We start from the raw sequence: 14,167 nt of genomic DNA, 5'->3' as shown, positions 1-14,167 counted from the left end.
GCCGTATTTTTGGCTGCGGCCCTTGAGTAAATCAGCCTGGATCAGGTTGCATATTTTTTTCATGACGTTTGGGCGTTTAACGTAAAGATACTGCAACGCCGTTAAAATGGGAACGATTTCATGACGACAGTAGATATCGAATTCTATCTCAGAAATACCAATGGCGCCTAAACTCATTTGGGGAATAAAAGTGCTTCTCAAGGTTAAATCCTCCGAAGATTTTGCCAAAAATGCTGCGACAATCGAAAAACGGGTGTAACCTACTGAATTTATATGAATGACCATAGCACAAATAAAAAATCTTCGAAAGAAGTAATTGGCAGTAAAATGAAATTAAATCATAAGCTTAAATTACATTCGGACGGACACTAATTAAATTTTCAAATACCCCATCCGATTGCAGTGGGGCGGTTAATTCGGACTATCAATTAGTGTAGGATGAATAACATAAAACCCGGCCGGACGAATGCTCCGGCCGGGTTTTATGTTTTGATGGTCAATCAAGGTGTATAGTTTTATCGCAGGTCTTCATCAGCTCGTCGGTCAGGTGTTTTTCCCGGCGGGTAAGGGTCGAGTCCACAAATGTGCCGCCATAGTAAACGTTGATGATCTGGGTGGATGCGGCCTTGAGTGTCATCAGGAAGGTATTCAGGTCGCCGGCCTGGAGGTACAGGCTGGCATCGTTGACAAAGAGGATGTCTTTTGGCTGCTGTTGAAACAAATCAAACAGCGCTTCAATGGCCCGGGCATTTTGAACGGCCAACCGAAGGGTATGCGCCTTATCGGCGCCTGTCAGACGCGGTGCGGCTATGGTAGTCGTCAGATAAAGCAGGGGCGCATCAGCCGGGGGCGTCATTTTCCCGCCGATACCCTGGACCGGGTCAGGCGCCATGTCGATGACGGCGATCCTGTCCGCGTAGCCGGCCTGGATAAACCCCGCCAGGATTTTCAGCGTTCGGGCTGTTTTGCCGGATTTGACGTCTCCGGTAATCAGCGTGCGCTTATTTAAATACTGATGGATTATTTTCAATTTATCCTTTTTTGCAAAACTTTCTATCTTGGAAAAAATCCCCCTCACCCCCTTTAGTAAAGGGGGAATCCATTCTCCTCCCTTTCAGAAAGGGAGGATGGGAGGGATTTTAAAATGTTAGCATAATTATGAAATTTTGTACTAAGCCCCTCAAACAGTTTCATACCCTTTACAGGAACAATCCGACCGCTGACCGTATGAACGTCCTTTGTTTGTAGTTCATTATCCCTGCTGCCAGATGAGGCAGGCGGTGAGCAGCAGCAGCGACACCGCGATGGTCAGCCAGTCTGCCGAACCCATGCGATAGTCCTTGTAAAAGGTCCGGCCGGGGCGGCCGAATCCACGGGTCTCCATGGCGGCCGCCAGTTCCTCCGCCAGCTGGAAGGCCTGGATCAAGAGCGGCCCCAGGAAAGCGGGATAATGCCGCAGGGCGGACCAACCCGGTTCCAGGGGAATTCCCCTGGAGCGTTGGGCGTCTAAGACGTTTTTGGCCTTGCGACCGATCATCGGCACAAACTGCAGAGAGGTGCTGAAAACAAATGCAACCGGATAAGGCAGGCCGATTTTTACCAGCGAATTTCCCATGTCTTCCGGGGTGGTGGTGCTGAAAAAAACAAAAAAGATTGAAATAAGAGTCAGGAGCGCCAGGGCAGCCATCAGGCCGGTTTTCAGATCCGCCGTCCACCACGTCACCGCACCGAAAAACACAGCCATGGGCAGGGACAGCCGCAGCCAGCGCAAGTAAGCCCCACCTTTCCCGATGATAATCACAAAAGCGACAAGCGCCCCCCATTCCGGCAAGAGCCAGGAAATTTTCCTTGAGGCCACCACCAGGATGGTGAAAAAAAATGCTATAATCAGCTTGGTGCGAGGGTCCAGTAAATTTTTCATGTCTTAAATTCGGTTCCCATCCCAATTGGTCGGGAAAAAGGGTTCGAGGATTCAGGGATTCAAGTGTTTATCTCTCATAAAGCCTAAACCGGTCCGTGGGCTCCAGATGGGCCCGCCCCATGGCGACAGGATCCCGCATGACCTGGTCGGGCTGGCCTGAGGCAACAATTTCACCTTCTGCCAGCAGCAGCCAGCGCTGGGCGTATTGTTCGGCAAAGGTAAAATCCTGGGTGATGAGCAAAACGGCCTGGCCGCGCTGCTGGAGATCTGCCAGCAGCAGTCCCAGGGCGCGCCGAAAAAACATATCCTGACCGGCGGTGGGTTCATCCAGCGCCAGGATGGCGGGACGCGCCGCCAGGGCGGCTGCAAATGCCACCCGTTTTTTTTCACCTTCGCTCAACCGATAGGGCGCGCGGCTCAGCAGGGGTTCCAGTTTAAACAAGCTTACCAACTCATTGATCCATGACTCATCATAGCAATGCAGGGCATTTGCCCCCACAACGATTTCATCCCAAACCGTCAATTTAAAAAACTGACTGCCGGGGTTCTGAAAGGCCACGCCTACGTAACGGGCCAGCTGTGAGACCTTCAGCCCGTGGGTGGATTTGTTCATGACGATAATGTCACCCCGGGTCGGCCGGTTCAGCCCATTGAGATGCTTGAGCAGGGTGGTTTTGCCGGCGCCATTGGCGCCGACAAGCGCCAGGCATTCTCCTCTGTTCATGGTGAAGCTGATGTCCCGTAAAAGGGGCTTGCCGTCGGCTTCAAAGGAAACGCGATCAACCGATAAGACGCAGTCGCAATCTTTTTTTTGAATTGGTGTTATAGGCGCCGGTGCCGGCGGGATCGGCAGTTTGTCATTGGAAACCCTTGATTTCAGGCTGTCGATTTCAAGGGGCAGGGGCGCCAGTCCCAGCCGGCGGCCGATGCTCACCGCCAGGGGAGATTCAAGGCCGTACACTTCAATATCCTGATTTAGGACTTCGTCCGGTGAACCATCCAGAACGATTCCGCCCTGATGCAGAACGATTATCCGTTCTGCGTCGGCGACCGTCAACCCAAGGCGGTGCTCACTGATGATGATGCCGGTGCCGTTTTGGTGAATCTCACTAAGCGCCGTGCGTACCCGGCGGACATTGACGGGATCTAAATTGGCATAGGGCTCGTCCAGGATAATCATTTGCGGCCCCAGGGCCAGAACCGCGGCAATCGCTACCAGCTGCTGCTCGCCGCCGGAAAGTTCCTGGGGGTTTTTCGGCAGCAGCGTTTCAATTTTAGCAGCGGCCGCAACTTCGGTAATTCTTCTTTTCATCTCGCGGCGCCCAAGGCCGATGCTTTCCAGGCCGAAAGCGATTTCCTTTTCCACGGTCCGGTTGAAAAGCTGCGCTTCCGGATTCTGGAAGACCATGCCCAAGGTTGCGAAAAGACGGCCGACGGATTGCGCTGGGCCGGGAATTCCGGCAATGCGGATATCGCCCTGGAGCGAGCCGCCGAAAAAGTGGGGAATCAGACCGTTGAACGTACGGCAGAGCGTGGATTTGCCGGATCCGCTGGCGCCGCAAATCAGCAGGTATTCGTCCGGCCGGATTTTCAGATCGATGCCGTCAAGAATCCAGTCCGTCCCGTTTTTACGGTAAGTGTAGCGAAGCGATTCGATTTCAACTAAAAAAGGCGATGTCACCTTCCTACCCGTCCAGTTCAACGATATCGGCGCGTTGCAGCAGATTGAGGGCCAGGATGCCCAGGGCGGCGCCGGCAATGGTGCTGGCCAGAAAGGACGGAACCAGCGCAAAAAGCGGGATCATCTTGCCCATTAAAAACGGCGCCACCAGAAATGCGCTGACAACCGGCGCGATCAGGCCGGTGCCGAAAATTTCACCGGCTGCCCCGGCATATACTTTGCGGGTTTGCCGGTAGAGCAGGCCCGCCAGAAAAGCGCCGATCATGCCCCCGGGAAAGGCCAGCAGCGTGCCGACGCCCAGAACGTTGCGTAGGACAGCGATGACCGCTGCGGCGACAACGGCCCACCAGGGCCCCAGCAATACGGCTGCCAGCACATTGACAAAGTGCTGGGTGGGGTTGACCTTGGCAATCCCGATGGGGAAAGAGGTGTAAGGCGCCAGGGCAACCCCGACGGCCACCAATACCACCGCATAGGCAACCTTGCGCGTTTCGGTTGCCACCCCCTTTTTAATTTCAATTTCCTGAATCATAAAACGGCCCCTGCAGAAAAATCTTTGTTTTTGTCGTTTACGAATTAAGGCCTGCCCGTTGATACAGACTGAAAAAATGGTTGGTGGGCCCATACCCTTTACCGATGGACAGGGAGTACTGGATCGCGCCGGTAATGTATGTTTTGGCATTCGTGACGGCGGTAAAGAAATCTTTCCCCAACGCCAGATTTGCTGCGATGGCGGATGAAAAAGTGCAGCCGGTGCCATGGGTGTTTTGGGTATCGATGCGGCTGCTTTGGAGTTCCTTGAACTGGTTGCCGTCGTATAGGATGTCGGTGGCGATCGCCTCTCCCAGGTGGCCGCCCTTGACCACGACTTTGTTGGCGGAAAGTTTTAATATCGCTTCGGCAGCAGCTTTCATTTCGTCCAGGGTCTGGATTTTTTTCCCCACCAGGGCTTCGGCTTCATAAATATTGGGTGTTACAACTTCGGCCAAAGGAAAAAGGTGCTCTACCAGGGCCTCCTGGGCCTCCGGCTTCAGGAGCCGGTATCCGCTTTTTGAGATCATGACCGGGTCCAGCACCACCAGGGGTGGGTTCACTATTTTTAAGGCAGCGGCAATGGCCCTTATCAGCGCGATGCTGGAAACCATGCCGATTTTGACGGCATGGATAGCGGCGTCCTCAAACAGACAGGTTATCTGATCTTTCACGAGCTGGGGCCGGATTTCCTGGACGTCATAAACTTTTTGGGTGTTCTGGGCGGTAACGGCGGTGATGACGCTCATGGCGAACACCCCGTGGGCCTGAAAGGTTTTGATATCCGCCTGAATTCCGGCCCCTCCGGAAGAGTCCGAACCGGCGATGGTCAGCGCGACTTTCATTTAACACTCCTTGCTATGCAATATGGGGGGAATCAAATTTAATACTCTCGTAAAAAGTCCCTCAACTCGTTTTCATCTCACCACAAAGGCTCAAAGGACGCGAAGTTTTGCCCGAACCGGGTGCCGGCCTGAAATAATAGACGGCTTCGGTTCGAGCAAAGGTGTACACTTTTTTGCCGGCAGCTCCGAAAGCGCTAATCTTGAATCGACAACCATTTGCGGGATCGCAGCCCGGTGGCGTCGGTTCTTTGACAGAGCCGGGACCCGATACCGCAAATATTTCTCTTGGCGATCTTGGCGTCTTGAGCGCAGCCCCGCAGGGGCGGGATCTCCGCTTTGCTACGACGGGCGGTAAAACAATACAAGAAATACGTCATCGAACTTACGAATTTGACCGCTTAGTCGTTCAACCGGTATTATCGATAGGGGCTGGGAAATCGTTCGGGCGTAAAAAGGGAAATTTCCTTTTGGTGAGACTTCTCCGAGTTCCCTACGACAGTACGAACTGTATCAGGTTCAGTGGGTATGCTCTCAGTTCTGCGTTACTGACAGAACACCCCAATCGGAACGCTATTTTCTTATCAGCCTGCCGTAAAAATATCAAGTGATTTTATTGACACATCCCTGATAAATATATATTCATTACCTGTAAATATTCTCAATCATGATGTGTTCTTTCATCGCACCTATAACCTGAACCATAGGTGGCGTTTTGAACAAAAAACAGAACATCATTCAAATCGCAACTCGCCTTTTAGTCCATCCGGATTTTAGAGTTAATAGTTCCTTTCAAATCACAAGAGAATTATCTCATGGATACGACAGTTCCTGTTGAACGGATTACCAGTAAAATATATCTCATTCGTGGTCAAAAAGTAATGCTGGACCGGGATCTGGCAGAACTTTATGGCGTGGAAACAAGAATACTGAATCAAGCGGTTAGCCGAAATGTAGAGCGATTCCCTGAAGATTTTATGTTTTCTTTGACCCGTGAAGAGATCATAAGGATATCACAAATTGTGATATCCTCTGATGGAAATTCTCAACAACATCTGGTGTGCCAACTGTAGAGAGACCACTGGCATCGGAAATATAAGCGGAAAGGTGGAAAGGGGAATGCTGATCTTGAAAGGGGTTTGTGCCCGCTGCGGCGGGGAGGTGGCGCGGGTGATCGAAAGTGAATAAAATTAGCAGACAAGAGTCAAGAGCAGACTTTACCCCTTTACACACGAACTCCTGGAATTTCGGATTGATCACGAAAACCTCTTTAGCCGGCTGCGGAACGGATCATCCCGGAATATCTCCCACCCCGGAAAGAACGTATCGCGGGTGATAGGCAAAGTGCTTGAGGTCTTCTTCGCTGGTGACGCCGCTGAGCACAAGCACGGTGTCGATATCCGAATGGATGCCGGCAAGGATGTCCGTGTCCATTCGGTCACCGATAATGGCCGTGTCCTCACGCTCGCAGCCCAGTAGCTTTCTGCCGTGGCGCATCATGATCGGGTTGGGTTTTCTCACGAAGTAGGCTTTCGTACCGCTGGCCAACTCGATGGGGGCAATCAGTGCGCCGGTGGCAGGAGCGAAGTCTTTGCCCAGCTTGTCCGTCAGGTCCGGGTTGGCACCAATGAGTTTAGCGCCGTTTCGGACGAGCCGTACGGCCCGTTCGATCTTTTCATAGCCGTAGGAACGGCTTTCTCCCACCACCACGTAGTCCGGGTTGATTTCGTTCATGGAAAAACCGGACTCGTACAGTGCGTTGATCAAACCCGCCTCGCCGATGACGTAGGCGCTGCCGTTGGGATGCTGGGATGCCAGGAAGCTGGCCGTGGCCAGGGCGCTGGTGTAAAAGTGGGTCGCCTCCACATGGATGCCGAGGCGGTCGAGTTTTTCCTTGAGCTCACGCGGGGACTTCTCGCTGCTGTTGGTCAGAAACAGAAATTTCTTGTTTTCCTTCTTGAGCCACTCCACAAAGGCCTGCACCCCGGGCAGCAATCGGTCTCCATGATAGATGACCCCGTCCATGTCGCAGATAAACCCCCGCTTTTTCCTCAGAAGATCAAGATCCATTGCTCATGCCCTTTCTGCGCCGCAGACGGCAGGTCCGGGTGCAGTACCCGGATTGATACCGTGGGAAGCACAATGATGAAGATGCAATGCGTGCCCAGCATACAGGATTTTCCCCCGGTCAGGATACGGTCGATTTACCGATCCGGGAGACCTTCCTTGTGGACAGTGTAACGAAAAATGCCGACAAAGTCACACTGTATTGCCAAGGGGGCATCGAATGTGAAACCAGCTTAACAATAACTTGGCACCATGACCGTTTTTCTCCAACTAAATTGAAAAATAACCATAATTTATGAAAACAATGATTTAAAGGAATAAGGTGCCGCTATCGTCTACCGTGCTGAAAGGAGGCAATCCCCGGTGGCAGGTTCAGCAGGTGGCTGCCGGTGAACGAAAGGCAGCGGCCGACCTGTGATGCCGTCGGCAGGATTTTTTGTATCTGGATGAATATTTCGGGGGGGCAGCTGAACAGGAGTTCATAGTCTTCTCCGCCGGCCAGTATCATTTCTTCCGGCGTGATACGGTTCCGGGTGCAGTAGGCGACAAGATCGGGATCTTTCAAACAGGTTGTCAGATCAAACTCGATCGACAACTGTGATGCCGCTGCAATGTGGCCGGCATCACCGGCCAGGCCGTCACTGATATCGATGACGCAGGGGACCCCGTGTTCGGCCAGAATCCGGGCGGCGTCAAAACGGGCCCGGGGCAGTTTGAATCTGCTGATCAGGGCCTGGGCGCTGTCGTCTTTCCGGAGCAGGGCGTCCAGGCCGGCGCGGGCAAGCCCCAAGGGTCCGGTAGCATAAAGGCCGTAGCCGGGGCGCGCTGCTGAACGCATGGGAAATATATCGCCGCGACCCTCGCCTATGGCAAAAAGATCCAATGACAGCTGATCGCCTCTGGAAATATTGCCGCCGCCCAGGGCGCAAGGGTAAAGCGTGAGGGCCTCCTGAATCCCCGCATAAAGGGCCTCAATTGTTTTGTCGGGTACGTGGGAGGGGAGCGCTAGGTTGACAAACAGGGCAAACGGTGTGGCATATGAGGCCGCCAGGTCGCTAAGGGTCACGGCCACAGCTTTCCGGCCGACTTCCCGGGGGGTTTGCCAGTCCAACCGGAAATGAATCCCTTCCTTATGGGTATCGGTTGTGATGACCGGATTTTTCAGCGGGCTGAGCAGGCAGGCATCATCTCCGGGAGGTATTTTGATGAAAGCGGCAACGTTTTTTTGGAGGGGCACCCGGTTTAATAATTTTTTGATTAGGCCGAACTCATCATTCCAGGGCGCTAAAAGAGCGGCCGGCGGCGGACATTGGCACGCGAGCCCCAACTGCCGGGCATTTTGGAGAGGATCTTCAGCCCGTGAAATATGGCTGATCACCGCAACTCCGGCTGCGCCATGCCTGAAACAGCCGGCGGCGTTTTCATGGGTGATGCCGCCGATGGCAACCACGGGAAGTGCTGCAGCCGCAGCGACCGATGCCAGCCCGTCAAGGCCGCAGGCCGGCTTGGCGTCCGCTTTTGTCCGGGTTGTAAAAACCGGTCCGGTGCCGATATAGTCACAAGGCGCCAGATCCGTCCGTCCCAGTTCCGCTAAATCGGATACGGAAATGCCCACGATGGCGTCGGGTCCTAAAAGGCGCCTGGCAAGCGCCGGACTCTCATCCGTCTGCCCCAGGTGAACGCCGTCGGCCGACACGGCCTTGGCCAGCAGGATATGATCATTCACCAGAAAAGGGACTGAGTTGCATTTACACAGATGGCGAATGGCGGCAACTTCTTTAAACAGCGCCGGCGTAAAGGATTTGTGGCGGTACTGGACCATGGTTGCGCCGGATCGAATCGCAATTTCAGCCTGTTCCAGAGGCGGCCGGCCGGGTGCGTTTTCGTCGGTGATATAATAAAACCGCAGCGTCTTTTTTAAATCTTCTTTGAACATTTTAAGCAGTATCAAACATCTTGGCCCATTGTTGAAAGCGATCGGCCTTGTCCGGGCCGAATTTTGTTAATTCCCTTAAGATCTCCTCAGCAGAATATTCACGGGGGGCTTTTTCCGGCAGTTTTGAAAAAAATTTGTCGGCATAGCAGATGATCTGCTCTTCGATGGAGACCGGCAGCATATTGCGCAGTGGAAGCGGCAGCCCCTGGCGCTCAATATCGGCGACGGAAATGCCGGCGCCGACGTGGCGCTCACAGACCAGGGCATGTTTGGGAAGCCCGCTCTGTTCAAGGAGGTTTCGACCCAGATAGCCGTGACAGATGTACGGATGTTCGCCCGTACACCCCAGGGCAGGCGTATTCGTCATGAAAATTCCGATATCGTGCAGCATGGCGGCTTCCCGGATAAATAGGGTGTCCGGTTTTAAATGCGGTACCCGGGCTGCGAACCGAAGCGCCTTTTGGGCTACCTGCCGACCGTGGTTCAGCAGGAGTCTGTATGTCATCGAACCGGTGTCGTAAAATTCCGCGATGATTTCTACGGGGTTGAGGGTTGTTTGGCCCGGCAGATACATGTTGCGATTAAGCCTTCCCTGCGAGCAATACCCCTTCAATAAAGGGGTCAAGGGCGCCATCCAGCACGGCGTTCACGTTGCCGACTTCCAGATTGATACGGTGATCTTTGACCATCTGATAGGGCTGCAGCACATAAGACCGGATTTGGTTGCCCCAGGCAATATCCCCTTTGCCGTCATGGATTTCCTGAAGTTTTTCGTCCTGTTTCCACTTTTCATTCTGGTACAGACGGGCTTTGAGTACTTTCATGGCCATATCCCTGTTACGGTGCTGGGATCTTTCCTGCTGACACTGTACGACAATTCCCGTGGGGAGATGCGTAATGCGGATGGCACTGCTGGTTTTGTTTACATGCTGACCGCCGGCGCCGCTGGCTCTGAAAACGTCGATTCGCAAGTCCTTGTCTTCAATATCGATGACAATTTCGTTATCCAGCTCAGGATATACAAAAACCGAGGCAAAGGATGTATGGCGTTTGCCGCTGGCGCTATAGGGAGAAATTCTCACCAGGCGATGCACACCGGTTTCCGACTTTAAAAAGCCGTAAGCATATTCTCCGCCGGCTGTAAATGTAACACTTTTAATGCCGGCTTCTTCACCGGGCTGATAATCGATAATGTCCAGCTTGAACCCTTTGCGTTCCACCCAGCGGGTGTACATCCTGAAAAGCATCTCGGCCCAGTCCTGGGCTTCTGTGCCCCCGGCGCCGGCATTTATTGAAACAATGGCATTGTTGCCGTCATCGTCATCGTCCAGCATGAGTTCAAGCGAAAAGGACTGGATGCGTTTCCCGAGAGATTGAATCTGCGGGGTGACTTCCGCTAAAGCGGCGGCATCCGATTCTTCATCGGCAAGGTCCAACATAATGTCGCAGTCTTCCGCCTCATTAAATAGTGTCCGAAATCGTTCGATTTTGCCAGATAGAAGGGTTCGCTCTTTTAAAATTGTCTTGCTATCTTCAGGGCTGTCCCAAAATCCGTCCTTAGAGATCAGGTCCTCAATTTCACTTAATCTTTTTTCATTGGCAGCCAGGTCAAAGATACCCCTTCAACTGATCCAGTTTGATTTTCATTTCATTGAGTGTGTGTTTTAATTCGCTGGCCATAGTGCCTCCTGTATTTTATAAAAAAATTTAGTTTTTATAACTCATAATGACTTCTATGTCTTCCTGTTTTTGTAAGCCATGTTTAATTTCCATAGCGCAGCAACCAGCGCGACCAGCAAACACCCCCTGGCAAATCCATCCCCGTAGCGGGTGTAAAAGGTTGAATGTGTTATGACCGGGATCGTCCGTACCATTACGGCTTCTTTGAAAAGCGGGGTTGAAGCGATAATCCGGCCGACCGGATCGACAAACCCGCTGATGCCGGTGTTGGCGGACCGCACCAGGGACCGCCTGTTTTCAACGGCCCTGAACACCGCCATGGAAAAATGCTGGTAGGGCGCACCGGTCTTGCCGAACCAGGCATCATTGGTAATATTCACCAGCAGTACGGCCTGGTTTAGCGCCATGGCACGGGAAAGATCCGGAAAGATAATCTCAAAACAGATTTGTATTCCGATGCGGTAATCCCGCCAGGAAACGGTATTTCCCTTTTCGCCGGTCTTAAAATCCCCGACGTTTTCAACCATTTTGCCTAAAAACGGCAGCCATTTTTTTAGCGGCACGTATTCGCCGAACGGGACCAGGTGCGCTTTATCGTACTTGGCGGAAACAATGCCGTCCGATAAAATAACGTACGCGCTGTTGTAATAGTCAATCCTATCCGCCCGACGAACATAAGAAGGGCTGCCGATGAGAAAATCCGTTCCTGCCGATTGAACCCCCTGTTGAACCCGGCCGGACATTCGGGAATCGGATAAAAAGTAAAACGGCGTGGCTGTCTCCGGCCAGACCAGCAGTTCCGGCCGGTCCTTTATCGCCGCAAGAGAGAGTTTTATATACTTTTCGGTTGTGCTGTCCTGAAACGCCGGGTCCCACTTTTGGGCCTGATCAATATTTGCCTGTACGATGCCGATCCGGACCGAAGGAGACGAAGAAATCATTCCGTCGACATTACGGATTCGCCAGCTGCCGTAACCCCAGAAAAGGAGTAAAACCGCAACAAATGCCAAAGCCGATAGAACGGCCGGCCACCTGAAAACGGGTAAGCTGCGCCGGCGCTTTTCAGTGAAAAAAAGATAGCACAAGAATACAGCCACATTGGACAGCGCAATCAAAAAAGAAATGCCGTACACGCCCAATATATCTGAGATTTGAATGATGTGCAACCGGTTAAATTGGGAATGGCCGATGAATTCCCACGGAAATCCGGATAAAAGAAAATAGCGCAGGTATTCGATTGAAACCCAGGCCAGCGGAACGGACACCAGCGGCCCGGAGGAACCAAAGCCCCAAGCGCTGACTGCAGCGGCAAAAACAGCAATATAGAGCGCAAGATAGGCGGCCATCAGCATCAGAACTGAAATGGCAACGGGAATGGGCAGGTTCCCGTAAGATTTCATTGTATAAACCAGCCAGTATACCAGGGTGAGATAATGGACAAAGCCGGTTATAAACCCGAGCAAAAAGCTTTTTTTGCAGGAAAGCGTTCGGATAGAAATGAGCAGCGGAACCAGCGCAACCCATGCCACCCAGTCCAAGCCGATTTTGGGGAAAGAAGCCGTCAGGAGCAGGCCGCTGGATGCTGCCAAGAGCATCCGGGTTCGGTTGATATTATCTGAATCTATCGTCATTAGGTTCCATCGTTAATTTTATGCACTGCGGGCCGAAGCGTTCCGGGAGCGAAACGGGTCTGCCGCCCTCATCCATAATATGAAAAAAATACAAAAACCCACACCGCCGAGCGCAGGTTATAATAATATTTTAAGTATCTTAGCATTTAAAGGAGAGCTGTCAATATGTTTTTGACCCGAAAAAAACCCCCGGCGGTAATGCTTGCCGGGGGCATTGTAAGGAGGTAGAGAATGAAAATTAGGAGTGATGTATTGTTAATATGGAGCCTGAGGGTATATAAAGGTTACAAAAAAATAAAAACAGGTGCTATTATATTTAATTTTTTGATATGGAAATATTAATGAAAGATTTTAAAAGAACCAAAAATTTTATGCAAAGAGAGGGAGAAAAAATGGGACGCAAAATACTGGTGGCATTTGATGATTCCAAAAATGCAATGCGGGCGGTTCAGTTTGTTGCTGAAAGCTTTAGCCCGGACAACAACGTTACGCTTTTGAGCGTGCTTCAGAATACGGCGGCCTTGTGCGAAATGAACAGCCCGGAACTGACGCCTTACTTTGTATCTCAGCAGGACAGTTTTTGTGTCCTGGAAGATAAAAAAAAGGTCTGGTGGAAGATGCGGTCGAGAAGGCAAAATCGGTTTTGACGGACGCCGGATTTAACCCCCGGGACATCTCGGTAAAATTAATACCCAAAAAGAAGGGAATCGCCGGCGACATCGTGGATGAAGCCAATTCCGGTTACGACGTTATCGTGCTGGGCAGAAGAGGCGTTTCCGGCATCAAGGAATTCCTGTTCGGCAGCATTTCCCAGAAGGTGCTGCAACTGGCGAAGGATGTGTCGGTCCTTATCGTAAATTAGGTCCTTGGCGAGCGTTCTCGTTGCCACAAAAAGACAAACAGGAGCAGTCCGGCCAGTATCATCAGCAGACACAGGATCTGGCCCATGGAAAATGACAGCCATACAAAACCCAGGTGGGCATCGGGCTGGCGGAAGTATTCAATTACAAACCGTACCGTGCCGTATCCAACAAGGTAGTAGGCCAGCATGGCGCCCCGGGGCCCTTTAAGATTTCTGAGGCTCCAGAGGACGATAAAAAGAAAAATGCCCTCAAAAAAGGCTTCATAAAGCTGCGACGGATGTCTCAATTCAGAACGCGGCGCCTGGGGAAAAACCATGCCGATGGGGGCGGATGTTATCCGTCCGTATAACTCACCATTAATAAAGTTGCCGATACGCCCGAAGGTGTAGCCCAGGGGAATAACGGGTGCATACAGATCAACCATTTCCCCAAATTCCAAATTTGTCTTGCGGATATACAACCAGGCCGCCAGGATAACCCCGATCAGGCCGCCATGATAGGACATCCCCGAGAACCCTACAAATGTCAGGCCGTTGGAAAAATCAAAGGGAAGAAAGATTTCCAGCGGGTGCCGGAAATAATATGAAAGGTTGTAAAAAAGAACATACCCCAGCCGGGCGCCGACAATCAACCCCAAAACCAAATAGGTGGTTAAATCGGCTATCTGATCCCGGGTTGCGCTAAAGCGCGTTTCGTGCCGGATGCGAAAAATCACCAGAAAATAGGTTGTGGCAAAGGCAACAATATACATCAGGCCGTAATACTGGGGTTTGATGGGGCCAATACTGAAAATCACCGGATCCATTTTCCCGGGCAACTGCTGCCACCATTCCCAAAATTCAATCATATCCGTCTCGGCCTTTTTGAAAAACAAACGGGTGTGAAAACTTGCTTAAGCACGAGTTCAAAATAATGTGCCATATCTTACTGTTGCTTAGTTTGACTTCGTAAATTTTGTTTAGCCATTCTGCCGTCCCCGCATTCGTTGTTTTCGCGTGTGTGATTCTATGGCGGA

The 14,167-nt window shown here is 51.9% G+C and carries 15 protein-coding genes and 1 riboswitch; of the genes, 3 read left to right on the top strand and 12 right to left on the bottom strand.

The window, feature by feature from the left end; translation table 11 throughout:
- The 6 genes from P1P89_19260 to thiD form a co-directional block, all read right to left on the bottom strand.
- Positions 1 to 201 (bottom strand): hypothetical protein (locus P1P89_19260; protein ID MDF1593652.1); only part of this gene is annotated, 201 nt, incomplete at its 3' end.
- 295 nt (positions 202 to 496) lie between these two features.
- A complete protein-coding gene (locus P1P89_19255; GenBank protein MDF1593651.1) occupies positions 497 to 1,030 on the bottom strand; it encodes a hypothetical protein in 534 nt (177 codons plus the stop codon).
- Positions 1,031 to 1,252: 222 nt separating this feature from the next.
- Positions 1,253 to 1,921 carry an energy-coupling factor transporter transmembrane component T gene (locus tag P1P89_19250; protein MDF1593650.1) on the bottom strand — a complete coding sequence of 223 codons (669 nt, stop codon included), beginning with the start codon at positions 1,919 to 1,921 and terminating at the stop codon, positions 1,253 to 1,255.
- A 67-nt stretch (positions 1,922 to 1,988) separates the two neighbouring features.
- Entirely contained in the window at positions 1,989 to 3,602 is a 1,614-nt protein-coding gene (locus P1P89_19245) for an ATP-binding cassette domain-containing protein (GenBank protein MDF1593649.1), read from the bottom strand.
- 4 nt (positions 3,603 to 3,606) lie between these two features.
- Positions 3,607 to 4,134 carry an energy coupling factor transporter S component ThiW gene (thiW, locus tag P1P89_19240; GenBank protein ID MDF1593648.1) on the bottom strand — a complete coding sequence of 176 codons (528 nt, stop codon included), beginning with the start codon at positions 4,132 to 4,134 and terminating at the stop codon, positions 3,607 to 3,609.
- A 37-nt stretch (positions 4,135 to 4,171) separates the two neighbouring features.
- Entirely contained in the window at positions 4,172 to 4,978 is an 807-nt protein-coding gene (gene thiD / locus P1P89_19235; protein ID MDF1593647.1) for a bifunctional hydroxymethylpyrimidine kinase/phosphomethylpyrimidine kinase, read from the bottom strand.
- A gap of 469 nt (positions 4,979 to 5,447) precedes the next feature.
- Positions 5,448 to 5,549: riboswitch (TPP riboswitch) on the bottom strand.
- 241 nt (positions 5,550 to 5,790) lie between these two features.
- On the opposite strand from thiD, the gene P1P89_19230 reads away from it, so the two are divergent.
- On the top strand, positions 5,791 to 6,048 hold the full coding sequence (locus tag P1P89_19230) for an ORF6N domain-containing protein (GenBank protein MDF1593646.1): 258 nt from the start codon (positions 5,791 to 5,793) through the stop codon (positions 6,046 to 6,048).
- A gap of 217 nt (positions 6,049 to 6,265) precedes the next feature.
- On the opposite strand, the gene P1P89_19225 is transcribed toward P1P89_19230, so the two are convergent.
- The 5 genes from P1P89_19225 to lnt form a co-directional block, all read right to left on the bottom strand.
- Positions 6,266 to 7,045: an HAD-IIA family hydrolase gene (locus P1P89_19225; GenBank protein MDF1593645.1), complete on the bottom strand. Its 780-nt coding sequence runs from the start codon at positions 7,043 to 7,045 to the stop codon at positions 6,266 to 6,268.
- 325 nt (positions 7,046 to 7,370) lie between these two features.
- On the bottom strand, positions 7,371 to 8,978 hold the full coding sequence (gene thiL, locus P1P89_19220; protein ID MDF1593644.1) for a thiamine-phosphate kinase: 1,608 nt from the start codon (positions 8,976 to 8,978) through the stop codon (positions 7,371 to 7,373).
- 1 nt (position 8,979) lies between these two features.
- Entirely contained in the window at positions 8,980 to 9,552 is a 573-nt protein-coding gene (locus tag P1P89_19215) for a phosphohydrolase (GenBank protein MDF1593643.1), read from the bottom strand.
- A 7-nt stretch (positions 9,553 to 9,559) separates the two neighbouring features.
- A protein-coding gene (gene prfB / locus P1P89_19210) for a peptide chain release factor 2 (protein MDF1593642.1) occupies positions 9,560 to 10,658 on the bottom strand; the annotation gives its coding sequence in 2 pieces (ribosomal slippage) (positions 9,560 to 10,588 and positions 10,590 to 10,658; 1,098 coding nt in all).
- Positions 10,659 to 10,711: 53 nt separating this feature from the next.
- Positions 10,712 to 12,289: an apolipoprotein N-acyltransferase gene (gene lnt / locus P1P89_19205; GenBank protein MDF1593641.1), complete on the bottom strand. Its 1,578-nt coding sequence runs from the start codon at positions 12,287 to 12,289 to the stop codon at positions 10,712 to 10,714.
- 341 nt (positions 12,290 to 12,630) lie between these two features.
- On the opposite strand from lnt, the gene P1P89_19200 reads away from it, so the two are divergent.
- Both P1P89_19200 and P1P89_19195 read left to right on the top strand, forming a co-directional pair.
- Positions 12,631 to 12,936, top strand: coding sequence for a hypothetical protein (locus P1P89_19200; protein ID MDF1593640.1), 306 nt, complete (start codon positions 12,631 to 12,633; stop codon positions 12,934 to 12,936).
- Positions 12,933 to 13,151: a universal stress protein gene (locus tag P1P89_19195; protein MDF1593639.1), complete on the top strand. Its 219-nt coding sequence runs from the start codon at positions 12,933 to 12,935 to the stop codon at positions 13,149 to 13,151. The genes P1P89_19200 and P1P89_19195 overlap by 4 nt, the downstream gene beginning before the upstream one ends.
- On the opposite strand, the gene lgt is transcribed toward P1P89_19195, so the two are convergent.
- The gene (gene lgt / locus P1P89_19190; protein MDF1593638.1) at positions 13,148 to 13,999 is read right to left on the bottom strand and encodes a prolipoprotein diacylglyceryl transferase; all 852 of its coding nucleotides are present in this window, start codon (positions 13,997 to 13,999) and stop codon (positions 13,148 to 13,150) included. The genes P1P89_19195 and lgt overlap by 4 nt on opposite strands.
- Positions 14,000 to 14,167 lie beyond the last annotated feature (168 nt).

Source organism: Desulfobacterales bacterium, from assembly GCA_029211065.1.
Lineage (GTDB): Bacteria > Desulfobacterota > Desulfobacteria > Desulfobacterales > JARGFK01 > JARGFK01.
The sequence above is the reverse complement of the archived record's forward strand: the minus strand, read 5'-3'. Positions and strand labels throughout refer to the sequence as shown.